Origin of the sequence: Chryseobacterium sp. VAUSW3, from assembly GCF_002205795.1 — a bacterium.
Lineage (GTDB): Bacteria > Bacteroidota > Bacteroidia > Flavobacteriales > Weeksellaceae > Kaistella > Kaistella yananensis.
On record NZ_NIUY01000003.1, the window covers coordinates 48,878 to 70,814 of the forward strand.

General features: G+C 37.3%; 30 protein-coding genes. 22 read left to right on the forward strand and 8 right to left on the reverse strand.

The annotated features are described in order from the left end of the window. Position 1: 1 nt before the first annotated feature. Positions 2 to 589, forward strand: a complete 588-nt coding sequence (locus CDW55_RS09885; RefSeq protein ID WP_088469619.1) for a 5-formyltetrahydrofolate cyclo-ligase — start codon at positions 2 to 4, stop codon at positions 587 to 589. On the opposite strand, the gene CDW55_RS09890 is transcribed toward CDW55_RS09885, so the two are convergent. Both CDW55_RS09890 and CDW55_RS09895 read right to left on the reverse strand, forming a co-directional pair. After that, positions 526 to 1,110: a hypothetical protein gene (locus tag CDW55_RS09890; RefSeq protein WP_088469620.1), complete on the reverse strand. Its 585-nt coding sequence runs from the start codon at positions 1,108 to 1,110 to the stop codon at positions 526 to 528. The two genes, CDW55_RS09885 and CDW55_RS09890, sit on opposite strands and share 64 nt — an antisense overlap. After that, complete coding sequence (locus tag CDW55_RS09895; RefSeq protein WP_088469621.1) at positions 1,094 to 2,263, reverse strand: hypothetical protein; 1,170 nt, start codon at positions 2,261 to 2,263, stop codon at positions 1,094 to 1,096. Before CDW55_RS09895 ends, CDW55_RS09890 begins: the two co-directional genes overlap by 17 nt. 180 nt (positions 2,264 to 2,443) lie before the next feature. On the opposite strand from CDW55_RS09895, the gene CDW55_RS09900 reads away from it, so the two are divergent. Next, entirely contained in the window at positions 2,444 to 2,713 is a 270-nt protein-coding gene (locus CDW55_RS09900; protein WP_088469622.1) for a hypothetical protein, read from the forward strand. A gap of 58 nt (positions 2,714 to 2,771) precedes the next feature. On the opposite strand, the gene CDW55_RS09905 is transcribed toward CDW55_RS09900, so the two are convergent. The 6 genes from CDW55_RS09905 to CDW55_RS09930 form a co-directional block, all read right to left on the reverse strand. Beyond that, complete coding sequence (locus CDW55_RS09905; RefSeq protein WP_088469623.1) at positions 2,772 to 3,539, reverse strand: TrmH family RNA methyltransferase; 768 nt, start codon at positions 3,537 to 3,539, stop codon at positions 2,772 to 2,774. A 19-nt stretch (positions 3,540 to 3,558) separates the two neighbouring features. Continuing rightward, positions 3,559 to 5,037, reverse strand: a complete 1,479-nt coding sequence (gene rmuC, locus CDW55_RS09910; RefSeq protein ID WP_088469624.1) for a DNA recombination protein RmuC — start codon at positions 5,035 to 5,037, stop codon at positions 3,559 to 3,561. Between the two features lie 48 nt (positions 5,038 to 5,085). Continuing rightward, positions 5,086 to 5,586, reverse strand: coding sequence for a YciI family protein (locus CDW55_RS09915; RefSeq protein WP_088469625.1), 501 nt, complete (start codon positions 5,584 to 5,586; stop codon positions 5,086 to 5,088). 31 nt (positions 5,587 to 5,617) lie between these two features. Next, positions 5,618 to 6,796 (reverse strand): nicotinate phosphoribosyltransferase, encoded by a 1,179-nt coding sequence (gene pncB, locus CDW55_RS09920; RefSeq protein ID WP_088469626.1) that lies wholly within the window; start codon positions 6,794 to 6,796, stop codon positions 5,618 to 5,620. A 90-nt stretch (positions 6,797 to 6,886) separates the two neighbouring features. Then, positions 6,887 to 7,363, reverse strand: coding sequence for a Dps family protein (locus CDW55_RS09925; protein WP_088469627.1), 477 nt, complete (start codon positions 7,361 to 7,363; stop codon positions 6,887 to 6,889). Positions 7,364 to 7,445: 82 nt separating this feature from the next. Beyond that, the gene (locus CDW55_RS09930) at positions 7,446 to 9,074 is read right to left on the reverse strand and encodes a leucine-rich repeat domain-containing protein (RefSeq protein WP_143756217.1); all 1,629 of its coding nucleotides are present in this window, start codon (positions 9,072 to 9,074) and stop codon (positions 7,446 to 7,448) included. A gap of 103 nt (positions 9,075 to 9,177) precedes the next feature. On the opposite strand from CDW55_RS09930, the gene CDW55_RS09935 reads away from it, so the two are divergent. The 20 genes from CDW55_RS09935 to rpsN all read left to right on the forward strand — a co-directional run bounded on the left by CDW55_RS09935 (position 9,178) and on the right by rpsN (position 21,881). After that, positions 9,178 to 10,557: a hypothetical protein gene (locus tag CDW55_RS09935; RefSeq protein WP_088469629.1), complete on the forward strand. Its 1,380-nt coding sequence runs from the start codon at positions 9,178 to 9,180 to the stop codon at positions 10,555 to 10,557. A 150-nt stretch (positions 10,558 to 10,707) separates the two neighbouring features. Further along, on the forward strand, positions 10,708 to 11,121 hold the full coding sequence (gene rpsL, locus CDW55_RS09940) for a 30S ribosomal protein S12 (protein ID WP_031503575.1): 414 nt from the start codon (positions 10,708 to 10,710) through the stop codon (positions 11,119 to 11,121). Between the two features lie 26 nt (positions 11,122 to 11,147). Beyond that, complete coding sequence (gene rpsG, locus CDW55_RS09945; RefSeq protein WP_055041728.1) at positions 11,148 to 11,624, forward strand: 30S ribosomal protein S7; 477 nt, start codon at positions 11,148 to 11,150, stop codon at positions 11,622 to 11,624. A gap of 6 nt (positions 11,625 to 11,630) precedes the next feature. Beyond that, positions 11,631 to 13,748 (forward strand): elongation factor G, encoded by a 2,118-nt coding sequence (fusA, locus tag CDW55_RS09950; RefSeq protein ID WP_088469630.1) that lies wholly within the window; start codon positions 11,631 to 11,633, stop codon positions 13,746 to 13,748. Positions 13,749 to 13,767: 19 nt separating this feature from the next. Continuing rightward, the gene (gene rpsJ, locus CDW55_RS09955; RefSeq protein WP_031503579.1) at positions 13,768 to 14,073 is read left to right on the forward strand and encodes a 30S ribosomal protein S10; all 306 of its coding nucleotides are present in this window, start codon (positions 13,768 to 13,770) and stop codon (positions 14,071 to 14,073) included. Positions 14,074 to 14,198: 125 nt separating this feature from the next. Beyond that, positions 14,199 to 15,026 carry a GLPGLI family protein gene (locus CDW55_RS09960; RefSeq protein WP_088469631.1) on the forward strand — a complete coding sequence of 276 codons (828 nt, stop codon included), beginning with the start codon at positions 14,199 to 14,201 and terminating at the stop codon, positions 15,024 to 15,026. A gap of 519 nt (positions 15,027 to 15,545) precedes the next feature. After that, the gene (gene rplC, locus CDW55_RS09965) at positions 15,546 to 16,172 is read left to right on the forward strand and encodes a 50S ribosomal protein L3 (protein WP_088469632.1); all 627 of its coding nucleotides are present in this window, start codon (positions 15,546 to 15,548) and stop codon (positions 16,170 to 16,172) included. Further along, on the forward strand, positions 16,163 to 16,792 hold the full coding sequence (rplD, locus tag CDW55_RS09970; protein ID WP_055041723.1) for a 50S ribosomal protein L4: 630 nt from the start codon (positions 16,163 to 16,165) through the stop codon (positions 16,790 to 16,792). Before rplC ends, rplD begins: the two co-directional genes overlap by 10 nt. Positions 16,793 to 16,795: 3 nt before the next feature. Beyond that, positions 16,796 to 17,086 carry a 50S ribosomal protein L23 gene (gene rplW / locus CDW55_RS09975; protein ID WP_088469633.1) on the forward strand — a complete coding sequence of 97 codons (291 nt, stop codon included), beginning with the start codon at positions 16,796 to 16,798 and terminating at the stop codon, positions 17,084 to 17,086. Positions 17,087 to 17,105: 19 nt separating this feature from the next. Further along, positions 17,106 to 17,927, forward strand: a complete 822-nt coding sequence (gene rplB / locus CDW55_RS09980; protein WP_088469634.1) for a 50S ribosomal protein L2 — start codon at positions 17,106 to 17,108, stop codon at positions 17,925 to 17,927. A gap of 2 nt (positions 17,928 to 17,929) precedes the next feature. Next, positions 17,930 to 18,208 (forward strand): 30S ribosomal protein S19, encoded by a 279-nt coding sequence (gene rpsS / locus CDW55_RS09985; RefSeq protein ID WP_028122169.1) that lies wholly within the window; start codon positions 17,930 to 17,932, stop codon positions 18,206 to 18,208. Between the two features lie 2 nt (positions 18,209 to 18,210). Next, on the forward strand, positions 18,211 to 18,612 hold the full coding sequence (rplV, locus tag CDW55_RS09990; RefSeq protein ID WP_031503600.1) for a 50S ribosomal protein L22: 402 nt from the start codon (positions 18,211 to 18,213) through the stop codon (positions 18,610 to 18,612). A 7-nt stretch (positions 18,613 to 18,619) separates the two neighbouring features. After that, a complete protein-coding gene (gene rpsC, locus CDW55_RS09995) occupies positions 18,620 to 19,354 on the forward strand; it encodes a 30S ribosomal protein S3 (protein WP_055041720.1) in 735 nt (244 codons plus the stop codon). 81 nt (positions 19,355 to 19,435) lie between these two features. Next, a complete protein-coding gene (gene rplP / locus CDW55_RS10000; RefSeq protein WP_031503399.1) occupies positions 19,436 to 19,861 on the forward strand; it encodes a 50S ribosomal protein L16 in 426 nt (141 codons plus the stop codon). Between the two features lie 12 nt (positions 19,862 to 19,873). Further along, positions 19,874 to 20,062 carry a 50S ribosomal protein L29 gene (gene rpmC / locus CDW55_RS10005; RefSeq protein WP_055041719.1) on the forward strand — a complete coding sequence of 63 codons (189 nt, stop codon included), beginning with the start codon at positions 19,874 to 19,876 and terminating at the stop codon, positions 20,060 to 20,062. A 12-nt stretch (positions 20,063 to 20,074) separates the two neighbouring features. After that, on the forward strand, positions 20,075 to 20,332 hold the full coding sequence (rpsQ, locus tag CDW55_RS10010; RefSeq protein ID WP_088263399.1) for a 30S ribosomal protein S17: 258 nt from the start codon (positions 20,075 to 20,077) through the stop codon (positions 20,330 to 20,332). Continuing rightward, complete coding sequence (rplN, locus tag CDW55_RS10015) at positions 20,332 to 20,700, forward strand: 50S ribosomal protein L14 (RefSeq protein ID WP_031503404.1); 369 nt, start codon at positions 20,332 to 20,334, stop codon at positions 20,698 to 20,700. Before rpsQ ends, rplN begins: the two co-directional genes overlap by 1 nt. 18 nt (positions 20,701 to 20,718) lie before the next feature. After that, on the forward strand, positions 20,719 to 21,045 hold the full coding sequence (gene rplX / locus CDW55_RS10020; protein ID WP_055041718.1) for a 50S ribosomal protein L24: 327 nt from the start codon (positions 20,719 to 20,721) through the stop codon (positions 21,043 to 21,045). A gap of 11 nt (positions 21,046 to 21,056) precedes the next feature. Further along, positions 21,057 to 21,608, forward strand: coding sequence for a 50S ribosomal protein L5 (gene rplE / locus CDW55_RS10025; RefSeq protein WP_055041717.1), 552 nt, complete (start codon positions 21,057 to 21,059; stop codon positions 21,606 to 21,608). A 3-nt stretch (positions 21,609 to 21,611) separates the two neighbouring features. Next, positions 21,612 to 21,881, forward strand: a complete 270-nt coding sequence (gene rpsN / locus CDW55_RS10030; protein ID WP_031503409.1) for a 30S ribosomal protein S14 — start codon at positions 21,612 to 21,614, stop codon at positions 21,879 to 21,881. The last annotated feature ends 56 nt before the right edge of the window (positions 21,882 to 21,937 follow it).

Consider the following 21,937-nt stretch of genomic DNA (forward strand, 5'->3'; position numbering starts at 1 on the left):
GATGAAAAAGAGTGATCTCAGAGAAAAATATCTGAAAAAACGGGAAAGCTTTTCGAAAGAACAGGTTTTGTCGTTATCAGAAAAAATTTTTAGAAATTTTACTGATAATTTTAAGCTCAGCGAAAATCAGAAAGTTCACTGTTTTCTTTCGATTCCGGAAAAAGGAGAAGTTGATACACAGTTGTTTTTGAATGAATTTTTTAAAAGAGATATCCGCGTTTTTGTTCCAAAAATTTACCGTAAAAAATTAATTTCGGTGGAAATTACGGCGGAAACTCCTTTGCTTAAAAATTCCTGGGGAATTTCGGAGCCCGAATCAAACGAAGATTCTGGTGAGCGCGATTTTGACTATGTACTCACCCCTTTGCTGTACTGCGATCAGCAGGGCAATAGAGTAGGATACGGCAAAGGATATTATGATGGTTTTTTTGAAACCGTAAATGCTGAGACCCTGAAGATTGGCTTAAGTTTTTTCGGGCCGGATGAAGAAATTGATGATCTTAGGGAAAACGATATTCCGTTAGATTATTTGGTGACTCCCACCGAACTGCTGTCTTTTTTAGGAGCGGCATCAAAATCAACAAAGTAAAATCTAAATTCTTTTTTGAATTTTACAGGAAAAAGTTTCAGCATATACTGTGCGGTTTTTTCAAAAGTGCCTATCGATTTATTTTTGTGATCAAAATATTCAACATCAAATTTTGCAAAATCCAGAGTATCGGTGCCGATTATTTCCTTTGACACGGTAATGTTTCCAACTTTTGCTGTTTTTACCTTGAAGCTGTCGAGCTGCTTGAGTAAAGGCTGAAGTTTGGTGGAGTCGTCTTCGGAAAAGTAGCTTTTCATTTGCGAATAAATTACAGAATCGATTTCTGTATCGCGGTTTCCGGAAGTGTAAAGCGTTGAAAGATCGAGCAATTCCTGGATTTTCTGCTTGGTAATAAATGAGATTGCCTGCGCGCTGTCCATCTTTGTCACGGGATAGGAAACCGTGTTTTTATTGTTTCTAATCTTTTCCAGGTCCGAAAGTTCGGTAACTTCTTTCTTACACGAAAAAACGATAAAAACCAATGCCAGAAGCAGAGGAACTGTTTTAATTATTTTCTTCATCGTTGTCGATTTTAAATTTAATCATTACTATTTTTCCTGAGTTATCAGTCTGTGTATCAATTACTTCAAGTTTTTCCAGTGACGTAGAGGGTAAGGTCACCAAATTGATATAGCGCTGCTTATCCATCGTTTCTACACCATAAAACTGGTTGTCGAAAACCTGATAAATTAACGCATGATCGCTGATGAGATAGTTTAAGCTTACTCTTTTCTTCTTTAAATCTTTCAGTGATTTCGAATAATAGAAAAGCATAATCGCGTAATCGTTAGGTTTCAGCTCAATATTTTCGGCTTCGGGAGCTGTTTCCAGATTTCTCTGGATGGTATCGGTTCTGTAAAAAGGTGAAGAAACCACCATGGTAAGCGATTTGGATTTAGTTGTGTACACAAATGGCTCATTAGGCTTTGCTACATAAAGGATGGGGGTTTCGTTTTCCTTAAGAATCTGTACCTGTAGTTCGGCGTTAATTTTTGAATTTCTGTCGGCATCAATAAAACTGTAATAATATTTTTTACTGAAAATTTCATCTTTAAAACCTAAAAGCCCTGCCAGAATTGCTAAAATTGCGGAAATACCAAGCCAGATGTATTTTTTTACAAGAGAAAATGTAGATTTATTTTCTGAAATATCATACGTCGACAATTCTTCCTTTTTTATTTCAATTGGTTGATTATCAATATCTTTCTTTTGTAAAATAGATTTTTCTTCCGCTAAATTTGTCTCTTTTGGTATTGAAATTTGAGGGATTTCTTCTTTTTCAGGATTCGGTTCTAGGATCTGTGTGTTTTCAACTTCTTTTTCGAGTTCTTCAATTTCAGATTCCTGTAATTCTTCGTAATCTTTAAGGATTTCATCTGCAAAAAGATGGTTCTTTTTAAAGTCATACCATGACACGTAACCCGCATAAACAGAGAGAATATTTAGCATATCAATGCGTGGGAGTTTCGTGACAGGGGAATTTTTAAAGTAGGTGTAAAAAGACTTTTCGCTGATATTTCCTTTAGCCTTTTTTCGTAGGTCTTCCTGAAAATAGATGATATCAATTCCCTTCCATTTTGAAATTTCATCAAATGAAGGGCTGTGATCTTTTAAATACTGAGACTGAACCTCAGATTTCAGTTGTTCAAAGTGTAATAAATCTAAATCGCTCAATTGCTAAAAATTACGTAATGAATTGATTATCAAATATCTTTTTTTGTAAAACAATTTTACAAATATATTACAATTAATTTTCTAACACAAATTTAATTCTCACCATACCTTTGTCCTGTTCAAAATGATAAATGAGAACACAAACAAATTAGTAAACAAAACAATTAAATTTAATTTATTATGAAAAAGTCATTATTCGTAGCTGGTATCGCTGCTTTAGCTCTTGTAGCTTGTAAAAAAACTGAAACTGTAGAAACTGCTAACGCAACTGATTCTGCTGCTGTTGCAACTGTTGACTCTGCTGCTGCTGTAGTTGATTCTGCTGCTGCTGTTGTTGATTCTGCTGCTGCTGTTACTGCTGAAGCTGGTGCTGCTACTGTTGAAGCTGCTGGTGATGCTGCTAAAGCTGCTGGTGAAGCTGCTACTGATGCTGCTGCTGAAGTTAAATAATTTAACTCCACAAGTACAAAATAACCGTTTCTCTCAGAGAAGCGGTTTTTTTATGCTTTTAATTTAGCTTTTGTCGTAGAATTTCATAACAACTTATTGCCACGGCGTTGCTTAAATTTAAAGAGTCTATACTGCCGGCCATAGGGATCAGGGTGTTTTTTCCTTTTCCAATCCAAAAATCGCTAAGTCCGGAATGTTCGGTACCAAAAAGCAACGCACTCTTTCCTTTAAAATTCTGATGATAAATATACTCGGCACTTTCATCCATTAAAGTGGTGAAAATATTAAAGCCGTTTTCCTGTAGAAATTCAAAAAGCTCTTCATTTGCTGATTGAAATACTTTCATTCCGAAAAGACAGCCAACACTGGATCTTATAACATTTGGATTGTAAAAATCAACCTTTGGATCGGTGATGATTAGCGCTTCAATCCCGAAAGCCTCACAGCTTCTTAATATTGCACCTAAATTTCCCGGCTTTTCAATGCTTTCAACGATAATGACAGAGGAATTTTCTTTAGGAACAAATGTATTCAATTTAGGATATTTGGATTTATAAATGCCGATAATTCCTTCTGAACTACCGCGATACGCGATTTTATCGTAAACTTTTTCAGAAACCAAATTGATTTTGCCTTTTGGAAAGTCTTCCCGGTAAATGCTTTCGCAGATAAAATATTCCTGCACATCAAAGCCAAAATTTATGGCCATTGTATTTTCCTGCTGCCCTTCAACCACAAAAGTTCCGGATTTTTTTCTGAAACGGTTGTCGGTTATTAATCGGGTGAGGTTTTTTATTTTTTCGTTGTGAAGGCTTTCAATTAACATGCTGCAAATTTAATAATTTCTATTCACCGAATTCTATTTGATTTTCAGCATTTTCAACCAAGCTTGATGAAAGGTTTTTTCTGTTTTTGGCGCCGAGCAATTTTAATTTCTGCGTTTGTGTAACAAGGTTGTCTTTTCCGCTGGCTAACTGTTTGAAGGCATCGGTGTAAGAACTTTTTGCTAAATCTATATTTTTGCCCACTTTTTCGAGATTTTCAACAAAACTTACGAATTTATCGTAAAGTTTTCCGCCCCGTTCAGCGATTTCAAGGGCATTTGCATTTTGATCTGCCCGTTTCCATACATCGGAAATCAGTTTCAGGTATGCAATAAGATTGGTCGGACTCAGTAGAATAATATGTTTGTGATAAGCATAGTTCCAAAGTTGGGTATCATACTGAACCGCTGTGAGGAAGGCAGGTTCCACAGGAATAAACATGATCGTAAAATCCAGGGAATCCTTTAAATCATCATATTTTTTGTGTGAAAGCGTGTCGATGTGTTTTTTAAGCGCAGCGATATGAAGCGCAAGATTCTGTTTCCTTTCTTCCTCATTTTCAGCAGAAACCATTCTTTCATAAGCGTTTAGAGAAACTTTTGAATCAATGATAATAATCTGATTTCCTGGAAGTTTTAAAACAAAATCCGGTCTTTGATTTTCTCCGTGTTCATTTTTTATATGATATTGCGAGAAATATTCGCGGTCTTTTGTTAAGCCCGAATCTTCCAGAATTCTTTCAAGAATCATTTCACCCCAGTCGCCCTGGGTTTTCGTTTGGCCTTTCAGGGCTGTTGCGAGATTGTTTGCTTCCTGACTCACTTTGGTGGTTTGTTCCATCATCAATTTGATGGTGTTATTCAATGAAAATCTTTCGCGCGCTTCATTTTCATAGACTTCGTTTACTCGCTTTTTAAAAGTCTCGAGATTCTCGCCCAGCGGTTTCAGCAGCAGATCGAGGTTTTCCCTGTTGGATTCGGTAAATTTTTTGGATTTTTCTTCCAAGATTTCGTTGGCAAGATTTTTAAATTCGTTTTTAGCCGTTTCCTGGATCTGTTCGATTTCGGCTTTCTGCTTGTTCAGGGCTTGCTGTAAGCTGTTATTGATTGCTGAAAGCTCTGCATTTCGCCCAAATATTTTTTGATTTTCACCCGTTAAAATTTCAATTTGTGAATGCTGTTTTGCGTTTACTTTGCGAAGCTCCTGAAACTGATTTTGCAAAGCATGATGCACTGCAGAAATACTGGCGATTTCATTTTTAAGATCATTTAAAAGATTAGCTTGATGAAAATTTACTTCTTTTTCGTTTTGGTATAAATTAGTCAATTCACTGATTTTCAGTTGTGTGTTTTGTAAATCAGCATTTGAACGGATGAAATTCCCGTTAAGCTCGTCGAACATTTCGCGCGGAACATTTCGGGATTTCAGAATGAAATATAGTACGATGCTGCCAGAAATTGCTCCGATGACAATTCCTATAAATAAAGAAGTGATTTCCATATTTCAAAAATAGGAAGAAAATAGAGATTTTCTTAAAAAGTGAAAGGTTTATGGAGTTTCTTTGGAAATCTTTTGATGATATTTCAGATGCATGGGAATTGCTGCCGAGCCGTACCAAGGCAAAATTTCTACGTCAAAAACACCGGATTTAATCGTTGGATCATTCTGTAACAATTTATTTGCTTCATCTTCGGTTTTTACATCCAAAAGAAAAATCCCACGGTATCCAAGTGAGTTTTTTGTCGCAAACGGACCAGCCATTTTTAGTTTTCCGGCTTTCTCCATTGCTGTCATATTAGAGAAATGTCCTTTAAAAAGTTCGGCTCTTTCTGTTTTATCAGTGATTTTTGCATCGTTTGGTCCGGTTTTCAGGATCACGAGCATATAGTTTTTCATTCCTCTTTCGTCTGCACCCAGTGAATCGCCAAGTTTCTGATCAAAATTGGAAGACATTTCATTCAGAATTGGTTTTGCTTCTTTTTCTTTTGGCTTAACAGCACAGGAAAAAAGGTAGAGAGAAATCACTGATAACAAGAGAAGGTTTTTCATGATGCCGGTTGTTTTTTTTCAGTTTGTGGATTTAATCTTTAATTCTCAAAAATTCCTTTGCAAGCTCGATCATTTTGGGATCACCGGTATATTTTCCGTGTTCATCTGAGAGTTTTACTGTCGGAATCCAGTCTCCGTTCACCGATTGCGCCGCTATAAGTTTCATTACAATGTTCATCGGTTTTACGCCTACATCGTTGGTAAGATTGGTTCCGATTCCGAAAGAAATACCAATTTTTCCTCTGCAGGCGTGGGTAATTTCTGCTACTTTTTCCAGATTCAGCCCATCAGAAAAAATGATGTATTTAAATAATGGATTAATTCCGTTCTGCTCGTAATGGGCAATTGTTTTTTCGGCAAATTCAATAGGATCGCCGCTGTCGTGCCGCACACCGTCGAAAAGTTTTGCAAATTTCTTATCAAACTGCTGGAAGAAAACTTCTGTGGTGTAGGTATCGGAAAGCGCTACACCGAGGTCGCCCCGGTAAACATCCACCCAATGTTCCAGCGACAGAGCGTTCGCCATTTTAAAACCATATTCTGCAGCGTGGAACATAAACCACTCGTGGGCGTGTGTGCCAATGGGTTTTACACCGTATTTCATTGCAAAATGTACATTGGAAGATCCCGTAAATTTTGAGGATTTATTTTGTGTTAAGGCATCTACAACCAAGTCATGAACCTGATAAGAATGCCGGCGGCGGGTGCCAAATTCAGCGAAGTTAACTCCCAGATTATCGAGTTCTTTGGCTTTTTCAAGGGTGTTGCGAATTACGGTTTCGTCGGAATCCCTTTCTATGCCGTTCATTACATAATGAAGTTCAGAAATTACAGCCAGCAAAGGAACTTCCCACAAAATGGTTCGGTACCATTCGCCTACAACGATAACCTCCAAATCGTTTTCTGTCTGTACGATCTGCACTTCGGAAGGATCGTACTGGTAGCCTGCCAGAAAATCGAGATAAGGCAAATCGAGATATGGACAGGTGTTCCGCAGATATTCTTTCTCTTCTTTGGTGAGTTTCATTTCTGCCATGGCATTGACCGATTTGCGCAGTTCCTCATCAAAACCTTTGGGGAAATGGTGTTTTCCGCGGTTGATGAAGCTGTATTTAACTTTTTCACTCGGAAAGAGTTTTACTACCGCGTTCTGCATTGTGATTTTATAAAAATCGTTGTCGAGGATTGATTTTAAACGAACTTCGCTCATATTTGGGAAATTATCTTTAACAAATGTAAAGATTCAAAACAAAAAAATCGCCCTAAAACAGACGATTTTTAAACAAGATTTGTTGCTTATTTATTTACCGAGGTACGAATTGTACATCCAAACTTCTTTTTCCTGTTCGGTGATGTAGTCGCTCATCTGCGAGTTTGTACCTTCATCCCCAGCTTTTTCTGTCATGTCCAGAATTTCGCGCTGAAGATCGATGACAGTTTTAAAAGAAGCCAAAATGTTTTCTACACATTTGGTACCATCAGATACTTCAATACTTTCTTTAATTGTTGAAAGTTTTAGATAGTCGGAATAATTATGGTTAGGCACTGCACCAAGTGTAAGGATTCTTTCCGCAATTTCATCAATTTTAAGAACTAAGTTATTGTAAAGTTCCTCGAATTTTGGATGAAGTGTAAAGAAATCATTTCCTTTAATGTTCCAGTGTGCGCCACGCGTATTTTGATAGAATACAGAATAGTTGGCAAGCAATTCGTTTAATTTTTCGGCGATGGCTTTGCAGTCTTTTTCCTGCAGCCCAATGATCGTAGCGTTTTTCATAATTTTTTTACTTTTAACAAAGTTACGAAACCCTTTATGTCTTACAAAATATCAGCGATTGAGTTTAGCTATGAGTAAGAATTTAAAGTTTTATAAACTTAAACGATTTTACCGAATCAGGAGTTTTAACAGAAAGAATATAGGTTGACGCCGGCAAATTACTCACGTTAATCCTTCGTTCGGACGAGGTGAAGAGTAGCTTACCGCTCAAATCGAAAATAAATATTTTTTCAATATTTATTTTATTGGTTTTGATGTTGATGAAATCTTTTGTCGGATTTGGATATACACTTAAATTGCGGTTGATTTCTTCAGTTCCCAATTCTCTAGCTAAAATTACAGGCTCACGAAAAAATGATATTTCCATCAGTTCTTTCGGCAGTTCTTCAAAAACATAGGCTTCGCAGGTGTAAGTGCTGAAATCTTCGTCTTCTACATTATTGATATGGAAGGTTTCTGTGGTCACTGGTGTTTTTTTGTCTAAATCCTTAAACCATGCAAAAGCATAATCATCTCCGGATATGGATTGAGAAATAGCTACCGGAGTTCCCAGTGAGGCGTAAACGGTTTTTGGTTCATCGTATCTTTGGGGCGAATACGTAAAATCTGCCAGTTTTTTTTCTCTCAGAATAAAATTTTTGATGTTCTGTCTTGAATATCTATTGTTTTCCAGAAACGTAAGCGGCGGAATGTTTTCAGGGATTTCACCCGAAAGTTTATTACCGGTAAGAGAGAGCATCTGCAGTTTTTCCAGTTGAAGCAAGGTGGTAGGGAAATTGCCTGAAATTAAATTGTTGTCGAGATAAATCTGCTCCAGATTCTTTAAAATCAAAAGGCTTTCGAAACCGCCGGAGATTTTATTGCCGGACATATTTAGATGAACCAAATTTTTCAGTTGCGATAATTCGGCCGGAAATTCTGTTATTTGATTGTTTTGAAGAGAAAGCCATTCCAGGTTTTTAAGATTTGGTAAAGCTGATGCGTAATTTGCGGAAAACTTATTATTGCTTACCTCGAGGGTGCGTAAAGAATTTAGTGATCCTATTTCTGATGGGATTTTTGTGAGTTGGTTTCCTGAAAGATTAAGATCGGTGAGTTGAACAAGCGGAGATAAATTACTGAAATTTTGAGTCAGTGTATTGTTGCTTAAATTGAGCGATTCAAGATGAGCCAATGATGAAATTTTCTGTGGAATTGATGTAAGGCCCGTGCGCGATAAATCCAAAACTTTAATTCCGCTGAAATTCTGCAGAAAAGCATCAATATCAACAAAAGTGAACTGATTATTACCGAGAGAAAGTTCTGACAAATTCGAAAGCGGAAGAATTTGCGAGGTAGGATCGCCTGTTAAACGGTTGTTGCTGATGTCGAGACGGACAAGATTGCTCAGTGAAGCCACCGACGGAGAAATTTCTCCGGAAAGCTGATTGGAGCTCAAATCCAGTTTCTGTAATTTAGAAAAACCTGAAATGGTGGGGAAATTTCCTTTCAAAGCATTGCCGCGAAGGTTAATTTCGGTTACATTTCCGTTTTTAATTTGTACTCCATACCAGTTTTTGGGGTCTTTATCCATATCCCATTTCTGGCTCCACTGATCACCGGAAGTGCTGTTGTAAATATTGATGAGCGCTGTTCTTTCCGCAAATGAAATGCTCCACTTCTGCGAAAAACATAGCTGCGACAAGAATAAAAAAAATAGAAATTTCTTCAAAGATGCTGTGTTTTTTGGTTTACAAATATATATTAAAACTTAAAACACGCGGGATACGATATTAAAAATTTGCATATTTGCGGCAAAGAATGATTACGCTGTTATGAGAAAGTATGTGTTTTTGGCTGTTGCAGTAATAGTCATCTATTTTTTTCAGTCTTTTTTTCTGCCCACTGGCGGAATTGGGGCCGACAGTTTGTCTTATTTTGGAATCGCTTCAGATTTACCGGAATTGAAAACCAACCTTTTCCCGTTGGGATTTCCGTTTCTAATAAAGATTTTTCATTTCGTTTTTCAGGATTATTTCTGGGCAGGCAAAATGCTGAATATTTCGATGGTGATCATTATTCTGGTATTTTCCGATGTAAAGAAATTTTATTTCCGGGAAACGGTTTTGCTTTTTGCAGCTAAAACCTTTTTTTTCGCCTTTAATTTGGTGATTTCTGAAGGGCCTTTTCTTTTTCTGCTTTATTTTCTGTTTTATCTTTTTCATGAGCGATTTCAGGAAAAAATCAGTTCAACACATTTCGTATTTTGTGCTTCTGCAATCCTGATCTTATTATTTACGGTTCGTTATTCTGGAATCTATATTTATTTGGGCACTGGAATTTTTTGGCTTTGGATGCTTTTTAGAAGACGGCTTTTCGAGTTCCAAAAGGATGTTTTAAAAGTTTTGGTGTTTTCGGGCGCCGGAATTTTGGCGTACCTCGCTTTTAATTATTTAATGTACGGAAGTTTCACCGGGGAACATCTGCGCGGAGCACCTGCACAGATTTATCCGGTTTATGTTTTGCGCAATATCCTGGCGATGGTGAATGTGATAGATCCTTTCATAGGAATTAAACCGGCTTCTAACAGTATCATAAGTATTGCTTTTCAAGTGGGGCTTATGTTAATCGACTTATTGCTGCTGCGGTATTTTGTAAAGTTGGTGAAGCGTAAAAAAGATAACCTGCAGATGGAATTTCATTATCTGCTGTGGATTATTGCCGGAATCTATACGGTTACCATGTTTATCTCTGGATTTTATCAGCAGATTGAGGAACTGAATGTAAGAATGCTTGCTGCAGCCAATTTTTGTATCGCGTTTTCTTTTCTGATTATTTACTTCAAAGATTTACAGTCAGATAAATTTATTTTCAGGGCTGCCGTTTTTTTTCTGATATTTTTAACGGCTTACAGTCTGAAAAGTCCGGAAAATTATCTTAAGAATAAAAGAATAATCGAACTTCAGATGCCAGAGTTTAAGAATAGAAAATATCTTTTTGATGATGAAAAAGAGATAAAGAATGTTACGGTATATCATATTCCTGTGCTCAACAGATCTTTTACCTATCAACATACTAACAAACAGAAAGGAGAGTGGAAGCAGTCTATCGGAGGCACTGTAAATCCGCAGATCAAATGGTTGAAGTATGACACAATTAAGGATAAAACACAGGTTTTATATACCTCGCAACTTAGACTTCGATTTGATCGCTAGGAGTTTAATTTAATTATAATCGAAGCATATTGAGCGTCACAACATTATATATAGCCTGTGCAATATTAATTATGTAAGATATTTAGTGATAACCTATTGCGGATTAAAAAATATTACTTACTTTTGCACCCTAAAATAAAAAGCAATTAAATGCCTACTATTCAACAATTAGTTAGAAAAGGAAGAGTCGCACTTACCAAGAAGAGTAAATCGGCTGCACTTGATTCCTGTCCACAAAGACGAGGTGTATGTACAAGAGTATATACTACCACCCCGAAGAAACCTAACTCTGCACTTAGAAAAGTTGCAAGGGTAAGACTTTCTAACGGTAAAGAAGTCAACGCTTATATCCCGGGCGAAGGACACAATCTTCAAGAGCACTCGATAGTATTGGTACGCGGAGGAAGGGTGAAAGACCTACCGGGAGTACGTTATCACATTGTTCGTGGAGCTTTGGATACCGCAGGAGTAAACGGAAGAACTCAGAGAAGATCTAAGTACGGAGCTAAGAGACCAAAACCAGGTCAGGCAGCTGCAGCACCAGCAAAAGGTAAGAAAAAGTAATCATTAATTTTTAAAGAAACGAAACAATGAGAAAGACGAAAGCGAAAAAAAGACCGTTGTTACCGGATCCTAAATTTAATGATCAGCTGGTAACGAGATTTGTAAACAATTTGATGTTAGACGGTAAAAAATCTATCGCATTCAAAATTTTCTATGATGCTTTAGATATCGTAGAAAGCAAAAAAGGAGATAATGAAAAAACTTCTTTGGAAATCTGGAAAGATGCTTTAACCAACGTAATGCCTCACGTAGAAGTACGTTCAAGAAGAATCGGTGGTGCAAACTTCCAAATTCCTATGCCAATCAGAGCAGATAGAAAAATTTCTATGGCAATGAAATGGTTAATCAAATATTCGAAAGCAAGAAACGATAAATCAATGGCTCAGAAATTAGCTGCTGAAGTTATCGCTGCTGCAAAAGAAGAAGGTGCTGCGTTCAAGAAAAAAACTGATACGCACAGAATGGCTGAAGCTAACAAAGCATTTTCACACTTTAAATTCTAATCTGAAATGGCAAGAGATCTTAAATTTACAAGAAATATCGGTATTGCTGCTCACATTGATGCAGGTAAAACCACCACAACAGAAAGAATTTTGTTTTACACAGGTAAAACCCACAAAATCGGAGAGGTTCACGAAGGTGCTTCTACAATGGACTGGATGGAACAAGAAGCTGAAAGAGGTATTACTATTACTTCTGCAGCAACTACCTGTACTTGGAACTTCCCAACCGATCAGGGAAAAACTCTTCCTGAAACTAAAGGATACCACTTTAATATTATCGATACACCGGGACACGTTGACTTTACCGTAGAGGTAAACCGTTCTCTTCGTGTACTAGATGGTTTGGTATTCCTTTTCTCTGCAGTAGACGGCGTTGAACCACAATCTGAAACCAACTGGAGACTTGCGGACAACTACAAAGTTGCACGTATGGGATTCGTAAACAAAATGGACAGACAAGGTGCTGACTTCCTTAACGTGGTAAACCAGGTTAAAGAGATGTTAGGATCTAACGCAGTTCCAATCGTTTTACCAATCGGTGCTGAAGAAGATTTCAAAGGGGTTGTAGACCTTATCAAAAACAGAGCAATCGTTTGGGATGAAGCAGGACAAGGTGCTACTTTCGAAGTAGTTCCAATTCCTGATGATATGAAAGAGGATGTTTTGCTTTACAGAGAAAAACTAGTAGAAGCAGTAGCTGATTACGACGAAACTTTGATGGAGAAATTCTTCGAAGATCCAGATTCTATCTCTGAAGAAGAAATCAACGAAGCATTAAGAAAAGCAACCATCGATTTGTCTATCATCCCGATGACTTGTGGCTCTTCATTCAAAAATAAAGGAGTTCAGTTCATGCTTGATGCAGTTTGTAAATATCTTCCTTCTCCAATGGATAAAGACGATATCAAAGGAACTGATCCAAGAACAGACGCTGAAATTACTAGAAAACCAGACGTAAACGAACCATTCTCCGCATTAGCATTTAAAATTGCAACTGATCCTTTCGTAGGAAGATTAGCATTCTTTAGAGCGTATTCCGGGAAACTAGATGCGGGATCTTATGTATTGAACACAAGATCTGGTAACAAAGAAAGAATTTCTAGAATCTACCAAATGCACGCTAACAAGCAAAATCCAGTAGAAGTTATTGAAGCTGGAGATATTGGTGCTGCTGTAGGTTTTAAAGATATCAAAACTGGAGATACATTATCAGACGAAAAGAACCCAATCGTTCTAGAATCTATGGTTTTCCCTGATCCAGTAATCGGTATCGCTGTTGAACCAAAAACTAAAGCTGACCAAGATAAAATGGGTAACGCTCTTGCTAAATTAGCAGAAGAAGATCCTACTTTCACAGTGAAAACTGACGAAGCTTCTGGACAAACAATCATTTCCGGTATGGGTGAGCTGCACCTCGACATTATTGTTGACCGTATGAGAAGAGAGTTCAAAGTTGAAGTAAACCAAGGTCAACCTCAAGTAGAATACAAAGAAAACCTTACCATGGTTGCTAACCATAGAGAAGTTTATAAAAAACAATCTGGTGGTAGAGGTAAATTTGCAGATATTGTATTTGAAATTGGTCCTGCAGAAGATAACAAAGCTGGTCTTGAATTCGTAAATGAAATCAAAGGGGGTAACATTCCAAAAGAATTCGTACCTGCAGTAGAAAAAGGTTTCAAAGAAGCGATGAAAAACGGTCCACTTGCTGGATTCGAAATCGATGGTATCAAAGTAGTATTGAAAGACGGGTCTTTCCACCCAGTGGATTCTGACCAACTTTCCTTCGAACTTGCTGCTAAGATGGGCTTCAAAGAAGCTGGTAAGAAAGCTAAGCCTGTGATCATGGAACCAATTATGAAACTGGAGGTTGTAACTCCGGAAGAATATATGGGAGACATCGTAGGAGATTTGAACAGAAGAAGAGGTACTGTAAACGGTATGGACGACAGAAATAACGCGAAAGTAATTAAAGCATTCGTTCCACTTTCTGAAATGTTCGGATACGTAACCTCACTTAGAACCCTATCTTCAGGTAGAGCAACTTCTTCTATGGAATTTGAAAAATACGAAGCAGCACCTACAAACGTTGCCGAAGACGTAATCGCTAAAGCAAGAGGTTAATATTAAAATTTAGATTAAAATGTCACAAAGAATCAGAATAAAATTAAAATCTTACGATTACAATTTGGTAGACAAATCTGCTGAGAAAATCGTGAGAACGGTAAAAGCGACTGGTGCTGTTGTAAACGGACCAATTCCATTGCCAACTAACAAGAGAATCTTCACCGTGTTGAGATCTCCGCACGTAAACAAGAAGGCAAGAGAGCAGTTCCAGCTTTCAGCTCACAAGAGATTGATGGACATCTATTCTTCTTCTTCTAAAACTGTAGATGCCCTAATGAAATTAGAGCTTCCTTCAGGAGTTGACGTAGAAATTAAAGTGTGATTTTGGCGGCTTGCTTTTAGCCAAGCGCTATTAGCCTTCAGCCAGAAGCTACTATGCTATGATAGAAATTCCCTTTTCGCAAGAAAAGGGAATTTTTTTATAGATTTACATCACAAATATAATGAATGAAGAATCTGTACGCTGCCTTTATGCTCATTTCTGTTGGTTTCTATGCCCAAACCCACCGCTTTATTTACGATTATCAATATAAATTAAGTGCTGAAGATACGCTGACAAAAAAAGCCTACTTTCATCTGGATGTAAACTCCGATAAATCCTATTTCTACGAACGTAAGTATTTTATTGCAGATTCGCTTCAAAAAGCCAATCAACCTTTTGGGTTCGAAGGAAAGATGACGGACCTTTTGTCCAGGGACAGAAAAGGTGGCAAAGTTTCTACCATCACATTTAAAGGATTTGACAGTTTTTTAATGAAAGACCAACCGTCTCAGAACTGGAAAATACATCAGGAAACCAAAAGGTTAGGCAACCTGAAACTACAGAAGGCAACAACGACGTGGAGCGGCAGAAATTGGGAAGCTTGGTTTGCTGCTGAAATTCCCTTGCAGGAAGGTCCTCACAAATTCTCCGGACTTCCGGGATTGATCGCTGAATTGAGCGATGACGGCAATAATTTCAGCTTTAAACTCATCCGTTCTCAATTGATAAAAGAAACGTCCGTCGTCGACCTGTGGTATAACAATCAGTTCATAAAACCGGTTGAAATTTCTTACGCACAATATGAGAAGATGCTCCTTCAGCATTATAAATCACCCTTGCAAACCCTCATTACGCGGGAAATTGATTATAAAAAAAGTCCGCTGATCACCGAAGACGGAACAAAGATCGACAATGAGCAAAAATTCCGCGCCTACGAAACCGCAGAGCGATATCGAATCAGAAAATATAATAACCCTTTGGAATTAAGTCTTAAAATTAGTTATCCTGATTAGTAATTAAATATTTAACGTCCGTGTCGAACAAAGAGGGAATCTTTTGTAATGTTCTCTTTCTGAATAACTTCCATAGAAATTTAGCATAGTATTTCTTTTTTTATCATCGAAATAAAAATCAATTAAAATGGATAACGAACAAAACAAAAATTTCTTTGACCGTTTTTCCGAATGGGCAACAGCTGCAGCTGGAACTCTGCGTTTTTGATTGCATTGATTTTAAATTATATATGGGCAGGAACTGGGCTCGAATAAATAAACGCTTCCGGACCTAGAAAAAGACATTTTCCACCCAATTTAAGCGAAATCCTTTTGCTTTCATAATCAATGACTTCAGAACTTCAGCAGGCGCTGAAATTTTTTGCATTTTTCGCAAAATATTTTTAACTCACTGTTTGTCAATTCAAAAAAACTTCATACATTTGCACACTCAATTTAGGGAAGAAGTATGCCTATTTCAGAAATAGAAATCACCTAAACCTCGATTGACAAACGTGAACTTAATATAATATATAAATAATGTCAGGTATTATTGGTAAAAAAATCGGGATGACTTCCTTGTTTGACGAAAATGGCAAAAACATGCCATGTACAGTTATTCAAGCTGGTCCTTGCTCGGTTTTACAGGTCAGAACCGTAGAAAAAGATGGGTACAAAGCTGCTCAACTTGGTTTCGATGACAAGAGTGAAAAGAACGTTGGTAAAGCGTTAGCCGGCCACTTCAAGAAGGCTGGTTCTGCTCCAAAAGCTAAATTGGTGGAATTCTATAATGAATTCGTAGACAAATTAAGCGTTGGAGATGAAGTGAAAGTTGATTTGTTCGCAGAAGGCGAATTTGTTGACGTTACAGGAACTTCAAAAGGTAAAGGTTTCCAAGGGGTTGTTAAAAGACACAACTTCGGTGGGGTAATGCAAGCGACTCACGGACAGCACAACAGATTAAGAGCTCCTGGTTCTATCGGTGCAGGATCCGACCCGTCAAGAGTATTCAAAGGAATGCGTATGGCAGGTAGAATGGGAGGTAAGCAAGTTACTGTACAAAACCTTCAAGTGTTAAGAGTAGATGAAGAACAAAATCTTTTAGTAGTAAAAGGTGCTGTTCCGGGAGCAAAAAATTCTTATGTAATTATCAGAAAATGGAACTAGTAGTATTCAATACATCAGGAAAAGAAACCGGAAGAACAGTTCAGTTAGACGAGGCAATCTTCGGAATTGAGCCAAATCAGCACGCGGTTTACTTAGAAGTGAAACAATACCTTGCTGCACAAAGACAAGGGACACATAAATCAAAAGAAAGAAGCGAAATTACAGCTTCTACTAAAAAGCTTAAAAAGCAAAAAGGATCTGGATCTGCAAGATACGGGGATATCAAATCTCCTACATTCAGAGGTGGAGGTAGAGTTTTCGGTCCAAAACCAAGAGACTACAGATTCAAATTGAACAAAGCTTTGAAAAGATTAGCGAAAAAATCTGTGCTTTCTCAGAAAATGAGAGACAATTCTATTAAAGTTTTAGAAGCTTTCAACTTTGAAGCTCCAAAAACTAAAGAATTTATCACACTGAACAATGCATTAGGATTTGAAGGTAAAAAATCTCTTTACATTTTACCGGAAGCTAACAAAAATGTATATCTGTCATCAAGAAACTTACCTAAAACTAAAGTATTGACTTATAACGAGATCAGTTCTTATGATTTAGTAAATGCTGGAGAGATTGTATTTTTAGAAGGTGCTATCGAGAAATTTCAGGAAAACTTAAGAAAATAAATCATGTCTATTATTATTAAACCAATCATTTCAGAAAAAGCAAACTATCTTACCGATTTGAGAGGAGCTTATTCTTTTTTTGTGAATACAAAAGCGAATAAAATCCAGATCAAAAAAGCTGTAGAAGATGCTTATGGTGTAAAAGTAGCAGACGTAAGAACAATGATTTACGCTCCTAAAGTTTCATCGAAATACACCAAAAAAGGATTACAGGTTGGGAAAACCAACAAAATGAAGAAAGCAGTTGTTTCCCTTGCAGAAGGTGAAGTAATTGATATTTTTGCAACGAATTAATTAATTATAAACAATAGTAATGTCTGTTAGAAAATTAAAACCTATCACCCCGGGACAGAGATTCAGAGTTGTAAACAACTTTGAGGAAATTACTACCAATAAACCAGAGAAGTCTCTAACCGTTGGTATTAAAAAGTCAGGTGGTCGTAACAATACTGGTAAAATGACCATGCGTTACACCGGAGGTGGACACAAACAAAAGTACAGAATTATCGACTTCAAAAGAAACAAGTTTGATGTTGAAGGAACGGTAAAAACTGTAGAGTACGATCCGAACAGAACGGCTTTCATCGCGCTAGTTGAGTACGCAGACGGAGAGAAGAGATACATCATCGCTCCAAACGGTATCAAAGTAGACCAGAAAGTAATGGCTGCGGAGGCTGCAGAACCTAACGTAGGTAATGCAATGAAGTTGAAGAATATTCCTTTAGGTACTGTGGTATCTTGTATCGAACTAAAACCTGGTCAAGGTGCGGTAATGGCAAGAAGTGCAGGATCTTCAGCGCAATTAACTTCAAGAGACGGTAAATATGCAATCGTAAAATTACCTTCAGGAGAATCCAGAATGGTTCTTACTGAGTGTATGGCTATGATCGGATCTGTTTCTAATGGCGACCACCAACTTACCGTATCTGGTAAAGCAGGTAGAAGCAGATGGTTGGGACGAAGACCTAGAACAAGACCAGTAGTAATGAACCCAGTTGATCACCCAATGGGAGGTGGTGAAGGACGTTCTTCAGGAGGTCACCCAAGATCTAGAAACGGTAAACCGGCTAAAGGTTACAAAACTAGAAAGAAAAACAAAGCGTCTAACCGATTTATCGTATCTAAAAGAAAATAATTATGGCAAGATCACTTAAGAAAGGACCTTTCATTCATCATACTTTAGATAAGAAGGTTCAGGCAAACATAGAGTCTAATAAAAAGACAGTAATTAAAACTTGGTCTCGAGCGTCAATGATCTCTCCGGACTTCGTAGGACAAACCATCGCAGTACACAACGGGAAATCTTTTATCCCAGTTTATGTAACCGAAAACATGGTTGGTCACAAGTTAGGCGAATTTTCTCCGACAAGATCTTTCAGAGGTCACGGTGGTAACAAAAATAAAGGAGGTAGATAATCATGGGATCAAGAAAAAGAGAAAGTGCATTAGCACGTAAAATAGCAAACCAAGATGTAGCAAAAGCGTTACATAATGATTGCCCATCTTCTCCAAGAAAGATGAGATTAGTTGCTGATATCATCAGAGGAGTAGAAGTAGATAAAGCTTTAGCTATCCTTAAGTTTTCTAAAAAAGAAGCTTCCAACAAATTGGAGAAAGTTCTTCTTTCTGCAATGGCAAACTGGCAAGCTAAAAATGAAGGAGCGGATATCGAAGAAGCAAACTTAATCGTAAAAGAAATTATGGTTGATAGTGCTAGACAATTGAAGAGACTGAGACCTGCACCACAAGGTAGAGGACACAGAATCAGAAAAAGATCGAACCACATTACACTAATTTTAGGTACTAAAGACAATAAATAATCAAGGTATGGGACAGAAGACAAATCCAATTGGTAACAGATTAGGTATCATCAGAGGATGGGATTCGAACTGGTTTGGTGGTAAAAACTATGGCGACAGAATCGCTGAAGATTACAAAATCAGAAGATACCTTGAAGCTAGATTATCTAAAGGTGGTATTTCAAAAATTTATATTGAAAGAACCCTAAAATTAGTAACAGTAACCATCACTACCGCTAGACCGGGATTAATCATCGGTAAAGGAGGACAGGAAGTTGATAAATTAAAAGAAGAATTGAAAAAGATCACCGATAAGGATATCCAAATCAATATCTTCGAAATCAAAAGACCTGAACTGGACGCTGTATTGGTTGCTGACAGCATCGCAAAACAAATCGAAAACCGTATTTCTTACAGAAGAGCCGTGAAAATGGCAATTCAAAGCACCATGAGAATGGGAGCGGAAGGAATCAAAGTTCAGATTTCTGGAAGATTGAACGGAGCTGAGATGGCAAGAAGCGAATCTTTCAAAGAAGGAAGAATCCCATTGTCAACTTTCCGTGCAGATATCGATTATCATATCGGTGAAGCATTGACTCAGTACGGAAAACTAGGTGTGAAAGTTTGGATTATGAAAGGAGAAGTTTACGGAAAAAGAGACTTATCCCCATTAGTAGGCCAACAAAAGAAAGCATCTGGAGGAAGAGGTGAGAGAAACGATAGAGGCGATAGAGGAGACAGAAGACCAAGAGAAAGAAAATAATTAATAAAATTTTAGAGGACAGTTTTAAATGACCGTTACTTTTTTAAAAGCTAAAATCTAAAATCTAAAATTTAAGAAATTATGTTACAACCAAAAAGAACCAAATTCCGTAAAGTTCACAAGATGAAAATGAAGGGGATTGCCCAAAGAGGGAATCAACTTGCTTACGGAACTTTCGGTATCAAAGCAACTGAAGGAGCTTGGATCACTGCAAGACAAATTGAAGCAGCTCGTATCGCTGCTACAAGATATATGAAAAGAGAAGGTCAACTATGGATCAAAATCTTCCCGGATAAACCTATCACCAAGAAGCCAGCCGAAGTACGTATGGGTAAAGGTAAAGGTGCCGTAGAATATTGGGTATCTGTAGTAAAACCAGGAAAAATTATGTTCGAAGTAGGTGGTGTTCCTTACGATGTAGCGAAAGAAGCACTAAGACTTGCCGCACAAAAATTACCGGTAGTTACCAAATTTGTAGTCGCTAACGATTTTGTTCAACCTCAATAATCTTAAATTATTATGAAAAAAGCTGACATCAAAAATCTAAGCGCAGGAGATATCCAGAACAAATTAGCTGAAGCTAAAGCAGATTTCAACAAATTGAAATTGGCACACGCAATCAGCCCGATTGAAAATCCAATTCAAATCAAAGACCTGAGAAAAACTATCGCTCGTCTAGAAACTGAATTAACACTAAAACAACAATAAGAATTTCATTTTATCATGGATAGAAATTTAAGAAAAGAAAGAATCGGAATTGTTTCCAGCAATAAAATGGAAAAAACCATTGTTGTAAGTGAAACTACCAGAGTAAAGCACCCGATGTACGGTAAATTCGTTCTAAAAACGAAAAAATATACCGCTCACGACGAAAACAACGAGTGTACTGAAGGCGATACAGTATTAATTACTGAAACAAGACCTTTAAGTAAAAGTAAAAGATGGAGATTAGTACGAATCATTGAAAAAGCTAAGTAATGTTACAAACCGAATCAAGATTAAAAGTTGCTGATAACACAGGTGCAAAAGAAGTACTAGTGATCAGAGTTCTGGGAGGAACCAGAAGAAGATATGCTTCAGTTGGTGATAAAATCGTAGTGACTATCAAAGATTCTACACCACAAGGAAACGCTAAAAAAGGAACCGTTTCTAAAGCAGTAGTTGTAAGAACTAAAAAAGCAGTAAGAAGAAAAGATGGGTCATACATCAAATTCGACGATAACGCTTGTGTTCTTCTTAACGCAGCTGGAGAAATGAGAGGAACCCGTGTATTCGGACCCGTTGCTCGTGAACTAAGAGATAAAGAATATATGAAAGTCATTTCATTAGCTCCTGAAGTACTTTAATTTTAAAATTTACAGAAAATGACAAAGTTAAAAATCAAAAGAGGAGATAACGTAATCATCACTACCGGAAGAAAAGAAATCAAAGGTAAAAAAGGTGAAGTTATTGAAGTGATCAGAAAAGAAGGCAAAGACGCTAGAGTGATCGTTGCAGGTTTAAATATCGTTAAAAAACATACTAAACCTTCAGCAGCAAACCCACAAGGCGGAATTGTAGAAAAAGAAGCATCTATCCATATTTCAAACGTAGCACTTATCGACAAAAATGGTAAAGCTACCAAAACTGGAGTAAAAGTGGAAGGTGATAAGAAAGTAAGAGTTGCCAAAACAACCGGTGAAACCTTATAATTAAAAAGACGATGCAATATATAGCAAGACCAAAACAAAATTATAAAGAGAAAATTGTTCCTGCGATGATGGAAGAATTTGGGTACAAATCTGTAATGCAGGTACCTAAATTAGAAAAAATCGTTATTTCGCAAGGTTTAGGAGCTGCTACAGCCGATAAAAAAATTGTGGATTATGCAGTTGAAGAACTTACCGCAATCACCGGCCAAAAAGCAGTTGGTACAATCTCTAAGAAAGATGAGGCAGCTTTCAAACTAAGAAAAGGAATGCCAGTAGGAGCAAGAGTAACTTTAAGAGCTAACCAAATGTATGAGTTCTTAGATCGTCTTACTTCTTCAGCTTTACCACGAATCAGAGATTTCTCTGGTATTAAAGCTGATGGTTTTGATGGTAGAGGAAATTACAACTTGGGAATCACTGAACAAATCATTTTCCCTGAAATCGTAATTGACAAAGTAAAAAAAATCCAAGGGATGGACATTACTTTCGTTACTACCGCGAAAACTGACAAAGAAGCAAAAGCATTATTAACTCACTTCGGTTTACCTTTCAAAAAGAACTAAAAGATGGCTAAAGAATCAATGAAAGCGCGTGAGCGCAAAAGAGAAGCTACAGTAGCAAAATATGCCGAGAAAAGAAAAGCTTTGAAAGAAGCCGGAGATTACGAAGCATTACAAAAATTGCCGAAAGACGCTTCACCAGTAAGATTACACAACAGATGTAAATTAACAGGAAGACCAAGAGGTTACATGAGAACTTTCGGTATTTCTAGAGTAACTTTCCGCGAAATGGCAAACGCAGGTTTGATCCCGGGAGTGAAAAAAGCAAGTTGGTAACAATTTAGAACAATCGAGATAGTAAAGTTGATTGTTAGAATCAAGAGCCAAGAAGC